This window comes from Amycolatopsis sp. NPDC089917 (genome assembly GCF_040684635.1).
Lineage (GTDB): Bacteria > Actinomycetota > Actinomycetes > Mycobacteriales > Pseudonocardiaceae > Amycolatopsis.
The window spans coordinates 59,485-76,935 of record NZ_JBFBGL010000024.1 but is presented as its reverse complement, the minus strand read 5'-3'; the positions used below and the strand labels follow the sequence as shown (position 1 = coordinate 76,935).

General features: G+C 68.6%; 19 protein-coding genes. 12 read left to right on the top strand and 7 right to left on the bottom strand.

Annotated elements, in window-relative coordinates; all coding sequences use genetic code 11:
* The first annotated feature begins 1 nt into the window (after nucleotide 1).
* From cysD to AB0N89_RS19270, 5 genes are all read left to right on the top strand, one after another.
* Nucleotides 2-922: a sulfate adenylyltransferase subunit CysD gene (cysD, locus tag AB0N89_RS19290; protein WP_364206143.1), complete on the top strand. Its 921-nt coding sequence runs from the start codon at nucleotides 2-4 to the stop codon at nucleotides 920-922.
* Nucleotides 922-2,184 carry a GTP-binding protein gene (locus AB0N89_RS19285; protein ID WP_364206140.1) on the top strand — a complete coding sequence of 421 codons (1,263 nt, stop codon included), beginning with the start codon at nucleotides 922-924 and terminating at the stop codon, nucleotides 2,182-2,184. The genes cysD and AB0N89_RS19285 overlap by 1 nt, the downstream gene beginning before the upstream one ends.
* Nucleotides 2,181-2,921: a sirohydrochlorin chelatase gene (locus AB0N89_RS19280; protein ID WP_364206137.1), complete on the top strand. Its 741-nt coding sequence runs from the start codon at nucleotides 2,181-2,183 to the stop codon at nucleotides 2,919-2,921. The genes AB0N89_RS19285 and AB0N89_RS19280 overlap by 4 nt, the downstream gene beginning before the upstream one ends.
* Before the next feature lie 208 nt (nucleotides 2,922-3,129).
* Entirely contained in the window at nucleotides 3,130-3,753 is a 624-nt protein-coding gene (locus tag AB0N89_RS19275) for a cyclase (RefSeq protein WP_364206134.1), read from the top strand.
* A 77-nt stretch (nucleotides 3,754-3,830) separates the two neighbouring features.
* Nucleotides 3,831-4,604 (top strand): enoyl-CoA hydratase-related protein, encoded by a 774-nt coding sequence (locus AB0N89_RS19270; RefSeq protein ID WP_364206131.1) that lies wholly within the window; start codon nucleotides 3,831-3,833, stop codon nucleotides 4,602-4,604.
* On the opposite strand, the gene AB0N89_RS19265 is transcribed toward AB0N89_RS19270, so the two are convergent.
* The 3 genes from AB0N89_RS19265 to AB0N89_RS19255 are packed head-to-tail and all read right to left on the bottom strand — an operon-like array spanning nucleotide 4,601 to nucleotide 5,648.
* Complete coding sequence (locus AB0N89_RS19265; RefSeq protein ID WP_364206128.1) at nucleotides 4,601-4,957, bottom strand: barstar family protein; 357 nt, start codon at nucleotides 4,955-4,957, stop codon at nucleotides 4,601-4,603. The genes AB0N89_RS19270 and AB0N89_RS19265 overlap by 4 nt on opposite strands.
* Nucleotides 4,954-5,433 carry a ribonuclease domain-containing protein gene (locus AB0N89_RS19260; RefSeq protein ID WP_364206126.1) on the bottom strand — a complete coding sequence of 160 codons (480 nt, stop codon included), beginning with the start codon at nucleotides 5,431-5,433 and terminating at the stop codon, nucleotides 4,954-4,956. The genes AB0N89_RS19265 and AB0N89_RS19260 overlap by 4 nt, the downstream gene beginning before the upstream one ends.
* Before the next feature lie 11 nt (nucleotides 5,434-5,444).
* Complete coding sequence (locus AB0N89_RS19255) at nucleotides 5,445-5,648, bottom strand: hypothetical protein (protein WP_364206123.1); 204 nt, start codon at nucleotides 5,646-5,648, stop codon at nucleotides 5,445-5,447.
* A 59-nt stretch (nucleotides 5,649-5,707) separates the two neighbouring features.
* Between AB0N89_RS19255 and AB0N89_RS19250 the strand changes: the two genes are divergently transcribed.
* From AB0N89_RS19250 to AB0N89_RS19240, 3 genes are all read left to right on the top strand, one after another.
* The gene (locus AB0N89_RS19250; RefSeq protein ID WP_364206121.1) at nucleotides 5,708-6,673 is read left to right on the top strand and encodes a zinc-binding dehydrogenase; all 966 of its coding nucleotides are present in this window, start codon (nucleotides 5,708-5,710) and stop codon (nucleotides 6,671-6,673) included.
* 184 nt (nucleotides 6,674-6,857) lie between these two features.
* Complete coding sequence (locus AB0N89_RS19245) at nucleotides 6,858-7,901, top strand: alpha/beta hydrolase (protein WP_364206118.1); 1,044 nt, start codon at nucleotides 6,858-6,860, stop codon at nucleotides 7,899-7,901.
* A 79-nt stretch (nucleotides 7,902-7,980) separates the two neighbouring features.
* Nucleotides 7,981-9,456: an amino acid permease gene (locus AB0N89_RS19240; RefSeq protein ID WP_364206115.1), complete on the top strand. Its 1,476-nt coding sequence runs from the start codon at nucleotides 7,981-7,983 to the stop codon at nucleotides 9,454-9,456.
* Here the strand turns inward: AB0N89_RS19240 and AB0N89_RS19235 are convergent.
* The gene (locus AB0N89_RS19235) at nucleotides 9,431-10,480 is read right to left on the bottom strand and encodes a nitronate monooxygenase (RefSeq protein ID WP_364206112.1); all 1,050 of its coding nucleotides are present in this window, start codon (nucleotides 10,478-10,480) and stop codon (nucleotides 9,431-9,433) included. The genes AB0N89_RS19240 and AB0N89_RS19235 overlap by 26 nt on opposite strands.
* A gap of 151 nt (nucleotides 10,481-10,631) precedes the next feature.
* Here AB0N89_RS19235 and AB0N89_RS19230 point away from each other — a divergent pair, with 151 nt between their 5' ends.
* Both AB0N89_RS19230 and AB0N89_RS19225 read left to right on the top strand, forming a co-directional pair.
* The gene (locus AB0N89_RS19230; RefSeq protein ID WP_364206110.1) at nucleotides 10,632-12,395 is read left to right on the top strand and encodes a family 20 glycosylhydrolase; all 1,764 of its coding nucleotides are present in this window, start codon (nucleotides 10,632-10,634) and stop codon (nucleotides 12,393-12,395) included.
* 55 nt (nucleotides 12,396-12,450) lie between these two features.
* Nucleotides 12,451-12,897, top strand: coding sequence for a pyridoxamine 5'-phosphate oxidase (locus AB0N89_RS19225; protein ID WP_364206107.1), 447 nt, complete (start codon nucleotides 12,451-12,453; stop codon nucleotides 12,895-12,897).
* A gap of 52 nt (nucleotides 12,898-12,949) precedes the next feature.
* Here AB0N89_RS19225 and lepA read toward each other — a convergent pair whose 3' ends face one another.
* Complete coding sequence (lepA, locus tag AB0N89_RS19220) at nucleotides 12,950-14,791, bottom strand: translation elongation factor 4 (RefSeq protein ID WP_364206104.1); 1,842 nt, start codon at nucleotides 14,789-14,791, stop codon at nucleotides 12,950-12,952.
* 113 nt (nucleotides 14,792-14,904) lie between these two features.
* Between lepA and AB0N89_RS19215 the strand changes: the two genes are divergently transcribed.
* Nucleotides 14,905-15,492, top strand: coding sequence for a class I SAM-dependent methyltransferase (locus AB0N89_RS19215; protein ID WP_364206101.1), 588 nt, complete (start codon nucleotides 14,905-14,907; stop codon nucleotides 15,490-15,492).
* On the opposite strand, the gene AB0N89_RS19210 is transcribed toward AB0N89_RS19215, so the two are convergent.
* Together AB0N89_RS19210 and AB0N89_RS19205 are read right to left on the bottom strand one after the other, a co-directional pair.
* Nucleotides 15,489-15,863, bottom strand: coding sequence for a VOC family protein (locus AB0N89_RS19210; protein WP_101606023.1), 375 nt, complete (start codon nucleotides 15,861-15,863; stop codon nucleotides 15,489-15,491). The two genes, AB0N89_RS19215 and AB0N89_RS19210, sit on opposite strands and share 4 nt — an antisense overlap.
* A 22-nt stretch (nucleotides 15,864-15,885) precedes the next feature.
* Nucleotides 15,886-16,764, bottom strand: coding sequence for an EamA family transporter (locus AB0N89_RS19205; RefSeq protein WP_364206097.1), 879 nt, complete (start codon nucleotides 16,762-16,764; stop codon nucleotides 15,886-15,888).
* Nucleotides 16,765-17,121: 357 nt separating this feature from the next.
* Here AB0N89_RS19205 and rpsT point away from each other — a divergent pair, with 357 nt between their 5' ends.
* Complete coding sequence (gene rpsT / locus AB0N89_RS19200) at nucleotides 17,122-17,382, top strand: 30S ribosomal protein S20 (RefSeq protein ID WP_364206094.1); 261 nt, start codon at nucleotides 17,122-17,124, stop codon at nucleotides 17,380-17,382.
* The last annotated feature ends 69 nt before the right edge of the window (nucleotides 17,383-17,451 follow it).

The window sequence follows — 17,451 nt, the reverse complement described above, 5'->3', positions numbered from 1 at the left end:
AATGACCACGCTCGAACCGGCCACCGACGCCTCCCAGGACAACCTGGCGGCGCTGGAATCCGAGGCCATCCACATCTTCCGCGAGGTGGCGGGTGAGTTCGACCGGCCGGTGATCCTGTTCTCCGGCGGCAAGGACTCGACGCTCCTGCTGCACCTGGCGATCAAGGCGTTCTGGCCCGCCCCGGTGCCGTTCCCGTTGCTGCACGTCGACACCGGGCACAACTTCGACGAGGTCATCGACTTCCGTGACCGCGTGGTCGAGCAGCACGGGCTCCGGCTGGTCGTGGCGAAGGTCCAGGACTGGATCGACGACGGCAGGCTCGAAGAGCGCGCCGACGGGATGCGCAACCCGCTCCAGACCACGCCGCTGCTCGACACGATCGCCGAGAACAAGTTCGACGCGGTCTTCGGCGGCGGGCGCCGCGACGAGGAACGCGCCCGCGCCAAGGAACGGATCTTCAGCCTGCGCAACGCTTTCGGCCAGTGGGAGCCGCGACGGCAGCGCCCCGAGCTGTGGAACCTCTACAACGGGCGGCACCGCCCCGGCGAGCAGGTCCGCGTCTTCCCGCTGTCCAACTGGACCGAGGCGGACGTCTGGAACTACATCGCGCGGGAGAAGGTCGAACTGCCGTCGATCTACTACGCGCACCGGCGCGAGGTCTACCAGCGCGACGGCATGTGGCTGGCCGAAGGCCCGTGGGGCGGGCCACGGCCGGACGAGGTCGTCCGGGAACTGACCGTGCGGTACCGGACCGTCGGCGACGGTTCGTGCACGGGCGCCATCGAATCGGCCGCCGCCACGGTGGACGAGGTCATCGCCGAGGTCTCGGCCTCCCGGCTCACGGAACGCGGCGCCACCCGTGCCGACGACCGGATGTCGGAGGCGGCGATGGAAGACCGCAAGCGGGAAGGGTACTTCTGATGTCCAGCCTCCTCAGGCTCGCGACGGCGGGCAGCGTGGACGACGGGAAGTCGACCCTGGTCGGGCGCCTTCTCTACGACACCAAGTCCGTCCTCGCCGACCAGCTGGACGCGGTCACCCGCGCCAGTGTCGACAAAGGACTGTCCACTCCGGACCTTTCACTGCTCGTGGACGGCCTGCGCTCAGAGCGGGAGCAGGGCATCACGATCGACGTGGCGTACCGGTACTTCGCGACGCCGAAGCGCAGCTTCGTGCTCGCGGACACCCCCGGCCACGTGCAGTACACGCGGAACACGGTGACCGGGGCGTCCACCGCGCAGCTGGCCGTGCTGCTGGTCGACGCGCGCAAGGGCGTCATCGAGCAGACCCGCCGTCACGCCGCGGTGCTCGCCCTGCTGGGCGTGCCGAACCTGGTGCTGGCGGTGAACAAGATCGACCTCGTCGACTACGACGAGGCGACGTTCACCGTGATCGCCGAGGAGTTCGCCGAGCACGCCGCGTCCCTGGGCTACGAACGGGGTTCCGTGCTCGCGGTGCCGGTTTCGGCGCTAGTGGGCGACAACGTGGCGGAGAAGTCGGACAAGACGCCGTGGTACTCCGGCCCCACCCTGCTGGAGCATCTGGAAACCGTGCCGGTGGCGCCGGATCCGCACGATTCGGCGTTCCGGTTCCCGGTGCAGTACGTGATCCGGCCGCGTACGGCGGACCACCCCGACTACCGCGGGTACGCGGGACAGATCGCGGCGGGCACCGTCCGGCCGGGCGACGAGATCGTCGTGCTCCCGCAAGGCCTCCGCAGCAGGGTCGAAGGCATCGACACCGCCGACGGACCGCTCGCCGAAGCCGGCGCGGGCACCTCGGTGACACTGTTGCTCGCCGACGACCTCGACATCTCACGGGGCGACCTGATCGCCGCCGCCGACCGGCGGCCGACAGTGACCGACGAGATCACCGCGACCCTGTGCTGGCTCTCGGCCAAGGCGCTCAAACCGGGCGCGCGGGTGCTGGTGAAGCACGGCACGCGGACGGTGCAGGCCCTGGTCGGCGACCTCCACGCCCGGTTCGACGAGCAGGCGTTGTCCAGTGTGGACGATCCGGCTACTTTGGAGCTCAACGACATCGGCAGGGTGACGTTGAGGCTGGCCGAGGAGATCGGCGTGGACGACTACGGTGTCAGCCCGAGGACGGGCGCGTTCCTGGTCATCGACCCGAAGGACGGCGACACCCTCGCCGCCGGACTCGTCGGCGAAAGGTTCGCATGACCCCACCGCCACTGGTAGCCGTCGCCCACGGCAGCCGCGACCCGCGGTCGGCCGCGACCATCCGCGCGCTGCTCGGCGTCTCCCGTGGGCTGGCTCCGGGTCTCGACATCCGCGAGTCCTTTTTGGACCTTTCGGAGCCGTCGCTGACCGACGTCTTGCGCGGCCTGCACGCCGAAGGACACCGCGAGGTCGTCGTGGTGCCCCTGCTGCTCGGTGTGGCTTATCACGCCCGGGTCGACCTGCCCGCGCTCGTCGCCGAGGTCACCGCGGACTGCCCGGGCCTCGCCGTGCGGGTTTCCGCTGTGCTGGGCATCGACCCGCTCATCGAGACGGTCGCGCTGGACCGGCTCACCGAGGCGGGCGCCGACCTCGACGACCCCGGTCTGGGCGTCCTGCTCGCCGGGGTCGGCTCATCGAATGTGGCGGCGAACGACGCGGTCGCCGGGATCACCACCCGCTGGCATCTTCGCCGCGGGCTCCTCGCGACTCCGGCGTTCGCCAGTGCCGCGCAGCCGGACGTGCCCGCCGCCATCGCGCGGTTGCGGCTCAACGGCGCCCGGCGGCTCGCGGTCGCGGGCTGGTTCCTCGCGCCGGGACTGCTGCCGGACCGGATCGCGCGCCTGGCCCGCGAAGCCGATCCGTCGGTGATCGTCGCGGGACCGCTGGGGCCGGATCCGCGGATCGCCGGGCTCGTCCTGGAACGCTACGACGTCGCCGCCGCCCGGCTCGCCGCCTGAGCTTTCATCGGCGCGGGTTGACAGGCACAGTAGCGCGGGCCGTCCCGTTCGGACACTTGATGCCGATCTTCGGTGGATCCTGTTCCCAGTTCCGTGACACCCCGCGTATGGGAACGGAGATTTCTTGACGAGTTACTTAACTTGCCGGTAACTCTCTAAACGCTGCGCAGCTCCCTCTCTCCCCATCGAACCCCCTGGTAGGTGGAACATGAAGGCTGCCCTCCGTGCCCTCGTCTGCGCTTCGGCCGTGCTCGTCCCACTGGTCGGTCTGGCCGCCCCGGCTTCGGCCGCGACGACCGTCGTCTTCGACTGCGAGGCGAAGCCGCCGCTCGTCGGCAACAAGTACCTCAAGCTGAACCAGGACGCCGACGTCACCGCTCCGGCCACGGTCGCGCCCGGTGCCGCGCTCGACATCGTCATCGACCCGGCGGCCAACACCGTCCCGGCCGAGGTCAGCGGGTACAAGGTCAAGAACATCAAGGACTTCTCCCTGAAGATCCCGATCCCGGCGAACTCGACCTGGGTCGGCGCCGACCTCGCCGGTGGCTCCGGCATCGGCTCGACCCCGCCGAAGATCACCGTCTCGGGCAGCGTCGCGACGCTGAGTTTCCCCGGCCCGATCGCGGGCGGCTCGACGTTCGAACTGCCGACCGTGACCGCGCACCTCACCGCGGGCTCGTCCGGCACCATCGAAACGAAACTGGGCGGCGCGAGCTACGCCGACCCGGGCCTGACGTTCACCGCCGTGGTCAGCGCGGGCTTCGACGTCTCGGCGCCGACGTCCTGCTTCCCGAACCCGAGCCCGACCTTCACCACGACGAAGATCGGCTGAGCCGTGCCTGCGCCACCGTCGCCCGATGGTGGCGCAGGCCACTGCCCGGCCCGACTTCGCCCGTGCGAAGGTGGGGCATGGCTGACGAACTGGTGCACTACGACGTGGTGGGCGGCACCGCCACGATCACCTTGGACTCCCCGCACAACCGCAACGCGCTCTCCGCCCAGCTGCGGCGTGAACTGAGCGAGTCGCTGGACAAGGCGCAAGCCGACGACGCGGTCCGGGTCATCGTGCTCACCCACACCGGCCCCGTGTTCTGCGCGGGCATGGACCTCAAGGAGGCCCGTGGCGCCGGCGCGGGCGACCAGGGCGTCAACGAGTTCCCGAAGATCCTCGAGCAGCTGTGGACCAGCCCCAAGCCCGTCGTGGCGAAGCTGGCGGGACCCGCGCGGGCGGGCGGCATCGGCATGGTGGCCGCGACCGACATCGCCGTCGCCGTGCATGAAGCGACCTTCGCCTTCTCCGAGGTGCGGATCGGCGTCGTACCCGCCGTCATCTCGCTCACCGTGCTGCCGCGGCTCAACGCCCGCGCCGCGCACGAACTGTTCCTGACCGGCGACACCTTCGACGCGAAGCGCGCCGTCGAGATCGGCCTGCTGAACTCGTCCGTCTCCGCCGACGAACTGGACGGTGAGGTCGCCCGCTACGTCAAGGCGCTCGCCCTCGGCGGACCGAAGGCGCTCGCGGCGACGAAGGACCTGCTCAGCAAGCCTCGCCCGGCCACCCCCGGGGAAGGTTTCGAGGCCATGAACAAGCTGTCCGCCGGGTTCTTCGCGAGCGAAGAGGGCCAGGAGGGCATCACGGCTTTCGCGCAGAAGCGCAAGCCGAACTGGGTCCCCGAGAGCTAGTCCGGCAGGACGACGGTGAGGCGCCGGGAGTCCGTCCGGTCACCGGACGGGCCCAGCGCCCGCTGCGCGTCCGAAAGCACGCTCCGGACGGCCAGGTAGGCCTTCGGGTCGTGTTCCTTGAGCGCCGAGGAACCGGCCCAGATCAGCACGTGCTCCCCCGGCGGGAGCCACGACAGGTCGGTGAGGCAGTCGTAGAGCGCGTCGAGGTTCTTCCCGAAGTACTCGGGGAAGGACAGGGCCTCCGCGATCGCTTCGAGCGTCGAGACCTTGTCGACCGTCCGCGCCCCGTCGATGAGGTGCGGATGCGCGCCGCGCGCGAACGCCTTGTCCGCCGCGTCCTTGCCCGCGCTCATCGGCTGGGGTCCACTACGACGAAGGACTTGTAGTGGTCCTCGGTGTAGTACAGCTCCTTGCCGGTGCCGGTCACCAGCCGCCTGGCCCCGCGATCAGGGCTGCCCGGCGTCTTGACCGTGTACTCCCGGTAGTAGCCGGAATTCTTGGCGGGCAGGACCTTCTCCCGGTTCTGGAAGGTGACGTCGTCATTGCGCGGATACGGGTACGGCCCGCCCGCTTCGATGAGTTTCCAGGTGTCGGACGCCTGCGAGGGCAATCCCGTGAGCGGTTTGACCGGGAGACCGGACTCCTCGCCCGCGACCTTGCCGCCCTTGGCCGCCGCACCCGACGGCTTGGCCTGAGCTGCTGACGAACTCGCCGGAGCCGAAGAGCTCTTCGTGTCGTCACCGCTGATGCCGTCCTTGACGAACCAGCCTGCGAGCACCAGCACGATCAGGCCGATCAGGGCGGCGGTGATCCGCCTACGGTTGAACATGGTTCGCCAGCTTAGGAGGAGCGGTCGGCGTCGTTCGCATCGCGGGCCGCGCCGAAGAGCCGGGCGACCTTTCCGAAGAGCGTGTCGAGCAACCAGGCCGCGACCAGGCACAGCGGCACGACGACCACCATGACCAGCACGAACTGCACGGGAAACGGGGCCTGCGCGAGCCACAGCTCGACGCCGTCCCACCAGTCAGCAAGCCCGTTGAACACCCTGTGAGCCTACGCTCGCGCCCACTGCCACCGCCGGTCAGGCCATGTAGGTTGCTGACATGTTCGCCGTTTACGCTTCCGAACCCAACGCCGAAAAGCCGCTGGACTCGCTCGTGATCGGCGAGCAACCCGAGCCCGAGGTGCCCGAAGGCTGGGTGCGGGTCAACGTCAAGGCCGCCAGCCTCAACATGCACGACCTGTGGACGCTGCGCGGCGTCGGCATCAAACCCGAGCAGTTCCCGATGATCCTGGGCTGCGACGGCGCGGGCACCCTCGACGACGGCACCGAGGTCGTCGTCCACTCGGTGATCAACGCCCCGGGCTGGCAGGGCGACGACACGCTCGACCCGAAGCGCACCCTCCTCACCGAGAAGCACCAGGGCACCTTCGCGGAGCAGGTCGTGGTCCCGGCGCGCAATGTCGTGCCGAAACCCGCGAGCCTGAGCTTCGCCGAAGCCGCGACCATGGGCACGGCCTGGCTGACCGCGTACCGGATGCTGTTCGTGAAGTCGGGGCTGCGGCCGGGGCAGACGATGCTCGTCCAGGGTGCCTCCGGCGGGGTCTCGACCGCCCTCGTGCAGCTCGGGCGTGCGGCCGGATTCCGGGTTTGGGTCACTGGGCGTAGCGAAGAAAAGCGTGCGCTGGCAGAGAATCTGGGCGCACATCAGACCTTTGAGTCCGGCGCGCGACTGCCGGAGCGGGTCGACGCGGTCTTCGAAACCGTCGGGAAGGCGACCTGGTCCCACTCGGTGAAGTCGCTCAAACCGGGCGGGATCATCGTGGTCTCGGGCTCGACCAGCGGCCCGGACGCTCACGCGGAGTTGCAGCGCGTGTTCTTTCTGCAACTGCGCATCGCGGGTTCGACGATGGGGACCAGGGACGAACTGACCGATCTCCTCGCTTATCTGGAGCTCACCGGGGTCCGTCCGCAGATCGGCGCCGAATTGCCGTTCTCGGAAGCCGAAACCGGGTTTAAGAACATGCTCGACGGGGAAACCTCTGGAAAGGTCGTATTCGCGCATTGATCGGATGAGTACGGATCTTGCCGTTGCCGTGATCAAGCGCGCACATTTGCGCACGTCCGCGCGTTCCATGCAGGTCAACCAGTCATTTCGCAGTCTTGTCAAGTGTCAAGAACGTTATGACTCAGCAAGATTCTCACGACCAAAGTTCGACCAAAATCCGACCTCTCGTGGTTAACCTGGAACCATGACCGCATCGCAGCGGCCCGAACCGGCGGACCCGGGGGGCCGGACCACCACCGACGCCGACCCGATCCGCGTCTCTTTCCGGCGCTATGCCGGTGTCCGCACCAGAGTGCTCGAAGTCGGGCCTCAGCCGCCCGCTCCCGCCGACCGCCCGCCCCGGCGGGTGCTCGGCAAGCGGGCCACCGCGCGCGGACAGGCCAAACCGACGGCGCCGAGGCTGGTGCTGCTGCACGGCTATTGCGACAGCGCCGACACCTGGCGCCCGGTTCTGGAGCTGCTCGCGGCCGCCGGTGTCCCGGCGGTCGCGGTCGACCTGCCCGGGTTCGGTGACGCTCAGCCACTCCGCCCGGGCCCGATGCTCCCGCAGCTGGACGCCTTCACCGCGGCCGTGATCAAGGAACAGGCCGTGCTCGGCACGGTCGTGCTCGCCGGCAACTCGCTCGGCGGCACGATGAGCCTGCGTGCCGCCGAGAACCACCGGCTGCCGGTCGCGGGCGTCGTGTCGATCGCCGCCCCCGGTTTCGTGGACAGCTGGCTCATCCGCACCGTGGCCCGCTACCCGCTGCCGCTGCGGATGTACTCGGCCCTGCCGCTGCCGATCCCCGGTTTCCTCGTGCGCGCCGTCGCCGAGCAGGTCGTCCCCCGGCTGCTGTACGCCGACGCCGCGGCCGCGGACGCCGACCAGGTACGCCGGTTCACCGCGCTGTTCCCCGACTATCGCTCGACCACCACCCGGCTCGAACAGGCGCGGCAGCTCGTCGAAGAGCTGGCGAACGCGTACCGGCTCGAACAGGTCAGCATCCCGCTCCTGGTGGTCGTCTGCGGCAAGGACAAGCTGGTCAGCGCCGCTTCCGGACGGCAGCTGCACGCGCTGGTCCCGCACAGCAGGCTGATGGTCCGCGAGGACTGGGGCCACTGCCCGCAGCTGGACGACCCCATCGAGATCTCGGAGCTGCTGACCTACTTCTCCGCCGGCGCGTCCAGGCCGTCGAAGATCGCGGCCCGCGTGGCCGCCGAAGTGAGCGAGGACACCGTCGCCGGATAGGTGCGGACTGCCGTCTCCCGCTACGGTGCCTTCGGACTGCTGACCCAGTCCGAAAAGCACGAACCGTTGGGAGACGACGATGTCCGCACCGCGCAGCCTGGGCTCGGGATCCGGCATATTCCGCCGCAAACCGATCGACCAGATCGAAGAACTCAGCGGAGGCGGCGGGCTTCAACGCACGCTGGGCCTGCGACAACTGACCGCGATCGGCGTCGGCGGCATCATCGGCGCGGGGATCTTCTCCCTGGCCGGCGCGGTCGCGAACAAGACGGCAGGCCCCGCCGTGCTGATCTCGTTCCTCATCGCGGGCATCGCCAGCGCGGCCGCCGCGTTCTCCTACGCCGAGTTCGCCGGGCTGATCCCCCGCGCCGGATCCGCCTACACCTACGGCTACACCGTGCTGGGCGAGATCGTCGGCTGGTTCATCGGCTGGGACCTGCTGCTGGAGTACACCGCGATCGTGGCGGTGGTCGCCATCGGCATCTCCGGCTACTTCAACGAGCTGCTGGGCTACCTCAACATCGATCTCCCGACGTGGATGCTGGGTGCTCCGGGCACCGAAAAGGCAGGCGTCGACCCGGGGTCCTACAAGATCAACCTGTTCGCCGTGCTGCTCTGCCTGCTGATCGCCTTCATCCTGAACCAGGGCATGAAGAACGCGGCGCGGTTCGAGACGCTGCTGGTCTACCTGAAGGTCGGCCTGGTCCTGCTGGTGATCGTCGTCGGTGTCTTCCACATCAACACCGACAACTACTCGAACTTCTTCCCGTTCGGCCTCAGCGGCGCGTTCACCGGCGCGGCGACGGTCTTCTTCGCCGTGTTCGGTTACGACGCCATGTCGACCGCGGCCGAGGAATCGACCGACTCCCAGAAGCACATGCCGAAGGCGATCATCTACTCGCTCGCCATCTCGATGGTGCTCTACGTGCTGGCCTGCCTGGTCCTGACCGGGATGGTCAACTACAAGGACATCGACAGCGAAGCCGCGTTCTCCAGCGCCTTCGCCGGTCTCGGGATGAAGTGGCTCGGCCTGATCATCGCGGTCGGCGCGATCATCGGCATCACCACGGTGCTGTTCACCTTCCTCATGGGCGCGAGCCGCGTCGGCTACTCGATGAGCCGCGACGGGCTGCTGCCCAAGTGGTTCGGCAAGACCCACCCGGTGCGCAAGGTGCCGAACCGGATGACCTGGGTGCTCGGCGGCGCGTCGGCGATCATCGCCGGGCTGCTGCCCATCGGCGAGGCCGCCGAGCTGACGAACATCGGCATCCTGCTCGCGTTCGTCGTCGTCTGCGTCGCGGTGATCGTGCTGCGCTACAAGCAGCCGGATCTGCCCCGGTCCTTCAAGACGCCGGGGATGCCGATCGTGCCGATCATCGGGATCGTCTTCTCGATCTGGCTGATCACGTTCCTGAACCCGGAAACCTGGCTGCGGTTCGCGGCCTGGTTCCTCATCGGCCTGATCATCTACTTCGCCTACAGCCGTCGTCACTCCGCGATGAACGCGAACAACGGTGACGCGAAGCAGGTCAGCGGAGACGACTCAAACGCGTAGCGGCTTCGCGGGCTTCGGCCTGGAGGCGTTCGACGATCGACGCCGCCGGGCCGGAGTCCGCGAGTTCGTAGGTCTGCCCTGCGTAGAGGGACATCACCTCCGGGTCCCCCGCTTTGCCCGCCGCCGCACGGATCGGTTTGGTCAGGTTGTTGACCTGCGGATACGCCGACGGCGCGGTAGCCGAGAAGTCCGCGACCGCGCGGTTGACCAGCGATCGGGCGGGGCGTCCGCTGAACGCCCTGGTGAACGCCGTCGTCCTTCCCCCGTCCGCGAGCGCCTGCCGGTGCGCGGGCTGCGTCCCGGCTTCGTCCGCGCGAAGGAACGCGGTCCCCAGCTGGGCCGCGACGGCCCCCGCGGCGAGTACCGCCGCGATGTCGGCGCCGTGCACGAGCCCACCGGTCGCGACCAGCGGCAGATCCGTCCGCGCCGAGACCAGCCGAAGCAGACTGAGCGCGCCGTACTGCGCTCCCCCGCCTTCGGCTCCAGGCTCATCGGCGAAGAGCCCCCGATGCGCCCCTGCTTCGAATCCCTGGACCACGAGAGCGTCCGCGCCGACCGCGACGGCCTGATCTGCCTCCGCCGGGCTGGTGACGGTAACGGCCACCTTGCTTCCGTTGGCATGCAAGCGTTCGACGTCTTCGCTGGAAGGCGTGCCGAAGGTGAAGGAAACGACCGGGACCTTCCGCTCCAGGACGACTTCGAGCTTCTCGGCATAGGCGTCGTCGTCCCAGTTCGGTTCGCCCGGCTCGACGCCATAACGCTCGGCCTCCGCACGCCAGCGCTCGACGTGGCCACCGAGATCCGCCTCGCCCGCGCCACCCGGGACGAAAAGGTTCACGCCGAAGGGCTCGGCGGCGAGGTCGGCGGTCTTCGCGATCCGGTCTTGAAGAGCGTCGGCACTCAGATAGCCGCCCGCCAGGAAGCCGAATCCGCCCGCCGCGGTCACCGCGGCGACCAGCTCGGGAGTGGTCGGCCCGCCCGCCATCGGAGCCGCTATCACCGGGAAACGCAGGTCTTCGAACACATTCCCGACGATAGTCCCCTCCCGGGGACACGGAATGTGACGTTCGAGTCACCACAAGGTTCCCCCTTAATGGTCTAGACCTTTACCGCCGGAAGTGCGACGATCTGAACAGTCGTGACGTGGGTCACGTCCCTGTCCCTTGGAGGCCCCGGTGAAGACCTTGAAAGCGCGGCTGGGCCGCGCCTTCGTCGGGGTGGCGCTGCTCGCCGGCGTCACCACCGCAGCCGCCCCCGTCGCCGACGCGGCCACACCGCCACTGCAGGCGATCGTCCCGGTACCGGTCTCGGTCCAAGCGGTCACCGGCTCCGACTACGCCCTGACCGAGAACACCAAGATCTACACCCAGGCCGGTTCGGCGCAGGCCAAAGCCGTCGGCGACTACCTCGCCGGGGTCTTCCGCACGTCCACCGGCTTCGCCCTGCCGGTCTCCGACGCGCCCGCGGGCACGCCCGCCGACGGCATCTCGCTCCTGCTGTCCGGGGCCGACACACGTGTCGGCGACCAGGGCTATCAGTTGAACTCGACGTCCGCTTCGGTCGTCCTGCGCGCGACGACGGCGCAAGGCCTCTTCGGCGGCGTACAGACCCTGCGCCAGTTGCTGCCTGGCAAGATCGAAAGCCCCACGATGCAGCAAGGCCCCTGGACGATCCCGGGCGCCACCATCCTGGACTACCCGCGCTTCGGCTATCGCGGCGCGATGCTCGACGTGGCACGGCACTTCCACCCCGTCGCCACGGTGAAGCGATACATCGACCAGCTGGCGCAGTACAAGATCAACAACCTGCATCTGCACCTGGCCGACGACCAGGGCTGGCGCATCCAGATCGACAGCTGGCCGCGGCTGGCCACCTACGGCGGCAGCACCCAGGTCGGCGGCGGCGCCGGCGGCTACTACACCAAGGCGCAGTACTCGGAGATCGTGAACTACGCGACTTCGCGGTTCATCACGGTCATCCCGGAGATCGACATGCCCGGGCACACCAACGCCGCCCAGGCGTCGTACGCGGAGCTGAACTGCAACAACACCGCTCCCCCGCTGCGCACGGACACCGCTGTCGGCTACAGCTCGCTCTGCATCTCGAAGGACATCACCTACACCTTCGTCAACGACGTCATCAAGGAGATCGCCGCGCTGACCCCCGGGCCGTACTTCCACCTCGGCGGCGACGAGGCCCAGGCCACCAGCGACGCGGACTACCGCACCTTCATGAACCGGGTGCTGCCGATGGTGGCGGCCACCGGCAAGCAGGTCGTCGGCTGGCACGAAATCGGCAAGGCGACCCTGCCCGCCACGGCGACACCGCAGTTCTGGGGCACGACGACGTCCAGCACGGAGGTCTCGAACGCCGTCGCCCGCGGCAGCAAGGTGATCATGTCTCCGGCGAACAAGGCGTACCTGGACATGAAGTACAACTCCAGCACGCCGATCGGGCTCTCGTGGGCGGGCTACATCGAGGTCCAGGACGCCTACAACTGGAACCCGGGCGCCTACCTCTCCGGCGTTCCCGAATCCGCCGTCCGCGGCGTCGAATCCCCGCTGTGGACCGAGACCGTGGTGACGCCCGCGAACATCGACCTCCTCGCTTTCCCCCGCCTGCCGGCGCACGCCGAACTCGGCTGGTCGCCGTGGTCGACGCACGACTGGAACACCTTCCGGGTGCGTCTCGGCGCCCAGGCCCCACGCTGGCAGGCACAAGGCCTCGGCTACTACAAGTCGAGCCAAGTTCCCTGGGAAACCGGATCCGGCAACCCGGGCACCTGCTCGCTCCCGGCCTGGGACCGCGCCGCCGCCTACACCGGAGGCACGAGCGTGTCCCACAACGGGCACAAGTGGTACGCGAAGTGGTGGACGCGGGGCGAAGAACCCGGCTCCACCGGTGAATGGGGTGTCTGGCGCGACGACGGCACCTGCTGATCCCCGCGTAGCCCGCTCGGCCCCCTTGCCCCGCCGAGCGGGCTACGGTGGATCCATGGCCGCAGACCTCGAACTCGTCCGCACTCTTTCCTTGCGCGAAAACGGACTCGCGACCGTCTCGACGGTTCGCGCGGACGGCACCGTCCATTCCTCGGTGGTCAACGCCGGGGTCATCGAAGACCCGGTCACCAAGGCACCGGGAGTCGCCTTCGTCGCGATGGGCGGGGTGAAGAAACTCGACCTGTTCCGCCGGGCGGGCCACGCCACGATCACCTTCCGGCGCGGCTGGGAATGGGCGGCGGTCCAGGGAAACACCCACCTGATCGGCCCGGACGACCCGGATCCGGGCTTCGACCCCGCCGGGCTCCCGCAGCTACTGCGCGGCGTCTTCATCGCGGCGACGGGAACCCACGACGACTGGGACGAATACGACCGCGTGATGGCCGCCGAACGGCGCGTCGCCGTCTTCGTCACCGCGAACCGCGTCAGCGGGAATCGCTGACACGAAAAGGCCGCCCGGATCCTGATCCGGGCGGCCTTTTCGTGAGTACCGGCTACTTCTTCTTGCTACCGGGGTCCTCAGTGGACAGTGCGGCGACGAAGGCCTCTTGCGGCACCTCGACCCGGCCGACGGTCTTCATCCGCTTCTTGCCTTCCTTCTGCTTTTCCAGCAGCTTGCGCTTACGCGAGATGTCACCGCCGTAGCACTTCGCGAGCACGTCCTTGCGGATCGCGCGGATGGTCTCGCGGGCGATGATCCGCGACCCGACGGCCGCCTGGATCGGCACCTCGAACTGCTGCCGCGGGATCAGCTCACGCAGCCGCGTCGCCATCCGGTTGCCGTAGCCGTACGCGGCGTCCTTGTGCACGATCGCCGAGAACGCGTCGACGGTTTCGCCCTGCAGCAGGATGTCCACCTTGACCAGGTCGGCGATCTGGTCGCCGCCCTCTTCGTAGTCGAGGGACGCGTAGCCGCGCGTGCGCGACTTCAGCGTGTCGAAGAAATCGAAGATGATCTCCGCGAGCGGGATGTCATAACGCAGTTCGACGCGGTCCTCGGAGAGGTAGTCCATCCCCAGCAGCGTGCCGCGCTTGGCCTGGCACAGTTCCATGATCGTGCCGACGAACTCCGAGGGCGCGAGGATGCTCACCTTGGAAACCGGCTCGTGGACCTCGGAGATCTTCATCCCGGTCGGCCAGTCCGACGGGTTCGTCACCACGATCTCGCTCTTGTCCTCGAGCACGACGTTGTAGATGACGTTCGGCGCGGTGGAGATCAGGTCGAGGCCGAATTCGCGCTCGAGCCTGTCCCGCGTGATCTCCAGGTGCAGCAGGCCGAGGAAGCCGCAGCGGAACCCGAACCCGAGCGCCACGGAGGTCTCCGGTTCGTAGGCGAGCGCGGCGTCGTTGAGCTGGAGCTTGTCCAGCGCCTCACGCAGCTCGGGGTAGTCCGAACCGTCGACGGGGTACAGCCCCGAGTAGACCATCGGCTTCGGCTCGCGGTAGCCGGCGAGCGGCTCCTCGGCGCCCTTGCGCTCGGAGGTGACGGTGTCACCGACCTTCGACTGCCGGACGTCCTTCACCCCGGTGATGAGGTACCCCACCTCGCCGACCCCGAGCCCCTTGCTGGCCTTGGGCTCCGGCGAGATGATCCCGACCTCGAGGAGTTCGTGGGTGGCGCCGGTGGACATCATCTTGATCCGCTCGCGCGGCGTGATCTTGCCGTCGACGACCCTGATGTAGGTCACGACGCCCCGGTAGGTGTCGTAGACCGAGTCGAAGATCATCGCGCGGGCGGGCGCGTCCGGGTTGCCGACCGGCGGCGGGACCTGCCGGACGCATTCGTCCAGCAGGTCGGTCACGCCCATGCCGGTCTTCGCCGACACCCGGAGCACGTCCGAAGGCTCGCAGCCGATGATGTGCGCCAGCTCGGCCGCGTACTTGTCCGGGTCGGCCGACGGCAGGTCGATCTTGTTCAGCACCGGGATGATGTGCAGGTTCTTCTCGAGCGCCAGGTAGAGGTTCGCCAGCGTCTGCGCCTCGATCCCCTGCGCGGCGTCGACCAGCAGGATCGCCCCTTCGCAGGCCTCCAAGGCCCGGGAGACCTCGTAGGTGAAGTCCACGTGGCCCGGGGTGTCGATCAGGTGCAGGACGTGGTCCTGACCCTCGACCTTCCAGGGCAGGCGCACGTTCTGCGCCTTGATGGTGATCCCGCGTTCCCGTTCGATGTCCATGCGGTCGAGGTACTGAGCGCGCATGGCCCGCTCCTCGACCACGCCGGTGAGCTGCAGCATCCGATCGGCCAGGGTCGACTTGCCGTGGTCGATGTGCGCGATGATGCAGAAGTTCCGGATGAGCTCCGGGGGCGTGAAGGTCGTGTCGGCGAACGTCGTCAACGGGTTTCCTCGCGAAGGTCGGGGTGTGCCAGCTCTATGGTCCCATGCCGCTCCGGGTGCGAGTGGGGGTCATCCCCGATGCGGCCCGTGGTGAGCTGTGGTGCCCTCGAAGTATGAGTACTTCACTGTCCCAAATGCTCGATCGCACGTTCGGCCATCCCAGGGGACTGCTCGGCCGGTTCGGTGGCCTGGCGATGGCGCACGGCAACGCTGCCACCGAACTTCGCGTCGTCGAACTGGCGTCGATCGAGTCCGGCGAAACCGTCCTGGTCGTGGGTCCCGGCCCGGGCGTCGGCCTGCGGGCCGCCGCCGAAACAGCGGGCCGCGCGATCGGCGTCGACCCGTCCCCGGAGATGCTCTCCCGTACCCGCCGCCGGTGCGGCGACGCGGTGGAGCTCAGACGCGGCACCGCGGACTCCACCGGCGAGCCGGACGAGAGCGTCGACGTGGTCCTGACCGTCAACAACGTGCAGCTGTGGGAGGACCGGGCCGCCGGGTTCGCCGAGCTGCTCCGCGTGCTGCGCCCCGGCGGGAGACTGCTGCTGTCGTCGCACGAGAAGTGGCTGCCGGTGTCCCGGCACGAGCTGGCCGACGAAGCGGCGGCCGCCGGCTTCACCGACCTGCAGACCTGGACCTGGGAACCGCCGGGCTTCGGCGCCTCCCTCGCCGCTCAGCTGCGCGCGATCAAACCCCGGGCCTAGCGCGGATCGGTGCGCAACGGATGCTCACGCGGCACCTCGACCAGCACGATCCTGGTGCCGTCCGGATCGGCGATCCAAGCTTCGTCCAGGCCCCAGGGTTCACGGCGCGCTCCGCGGACCGGGTCCAGGCCTTTCGCGGCGAGCTCCTCCAACGCAGCGGGCAGGTCCCGGACCTGGAGCCACAAGGCGACGTCGGGAGTCGGGCCGGTCTTCCCGGTACCGACGATCTCGATCGACCCGTTCCCGGCGAAGAACACCGTTCCGCCGGGGAACTCCTTGTCGATCGCGAGGCCCAGGGTGTCCCGATAGAACGCCGTCGACACGTCGAGGTCCTTCGGGTGGATCAGCACCCTGCTGCTCAGCACGTCCATGGCTCATCCCTACCGGATGGGCTCAGGCCATCGCAATCGCGGTGATGCCCGCCAGCACGACCGCCGAACCGACCAGCCGTCGGGCGGCGTTCGCTTCGCGCAGGACCAGCCAGGCGGCCAGGCCGCCCAGGACGATGCTCAGCTCCCGCGCGGGTGCGACGAGACTCACCGGGGCGATCCGGAGGGCGTAGAGGACCAGCAAGTAGGCGAACGGGGAGAACAAGCCGACGATGAGGATTTCGCGCTTGTGCTCACGCCAGAGCCACGAAACCTCTTCGCGGTCCCTCAACGCATACGGCGCCATCAACAGGCTCTGCACGATCGCGCCCGTTCCGAAGTAGACGATCGGCGGGACACCGAGACCGGTGACCGAATGCGCGTCCCACAGGGTGTAGGCGGCGATCGTGAGCCCGGTCAGCACCCCGTACAGGACACCTTTGCGGCGAGCGGCGCGATCGGCCGCGTCGGCATGGGCCGGTGCTCGCCCGGTGCCGATGACCAGCACCCCGGCGACCACGAGGAACGCGCCCACCAGGCCGAGCACCCCCGGCCGCTCGCCGAGCAGCACGACGGCCGCGAGCACCGAGATCAGCGGCCCCGTCCCGCGGGCGACGGGATACACGATGGACAGGTCGCCGACGGCGTACCCCCGCTGGAGAACGACCCCGTAGGTGACGTGGAACACCGCGGTGACGACGGCGGCGAGCAGCCAGGTCCACTGTGGACGTTGCGGCTCCACCGCCAGCGAGACCGCCATGACGGGGATGAGCAGGATCGCGGAGAGGCTGTAGTAGGCCCAGACGAAGCGAGCTCCGCCACGGCGGATGCGCTTGGCGGCCAGATTCCAGCCGGCGTGGACGACGGCGGCGATGATGACGAAGGACAAGGCGGTGACGTTCACAACGGACCTTTCACGTTTCCGCGCATGCGGAAAACACCGGTCCTCCAGGCTTTTGTCCCGTCAGATGAACGACGACGCTTCCGGCCCCGCCGATGGTGCCGCTCGGACCTGTCCCACCTGCCCTGATTGTGTGGTTCGCGGAACAGGCAGGCGGCGGAACCCTAGGCACTACGATCTTCACCGTACCTCAATCGCCCACCGGAGGCGGCCGCGATCGGCCCCGGGACGGCTGTTAAGCTTGCTCTTCACCGCCGTGTGGCATTCCGTCATGGAGGAAACCCGCGTCGCTTTCACGAGCGCGCAGGGCCGGTCACAACGCGGCGATGAAACCACCGAGAGATCAAGAGGAGCGCCCCCGTGGCCAACATCAAGTCGCAGATCAAGCGCATCACCACCAACGAGAAGGCGCGTCAGCGTAACCAGGCGATCCGGTCCTCGGTGAAGACCGCGATCCGCAAGTTCCGCGAGGCCGCCGACGCCGGCGACAAGGCCAAGGCCCTCGAACTGCAGAAGGACGCGGCCAAGAAGCTGGACAAGGCCGTGACCAAGGGCGTCCTGCACGCCAACCAGGCCGCCAACAAGAAGTCCGCGATCGCGAAGCGCGCGAACACTCTCTGATCGCGCACTGACGTAAACGCGCCGAAGGGGCGTCGATCCGCTTCCCACTCACGTGGGGCGGGGAGGCGC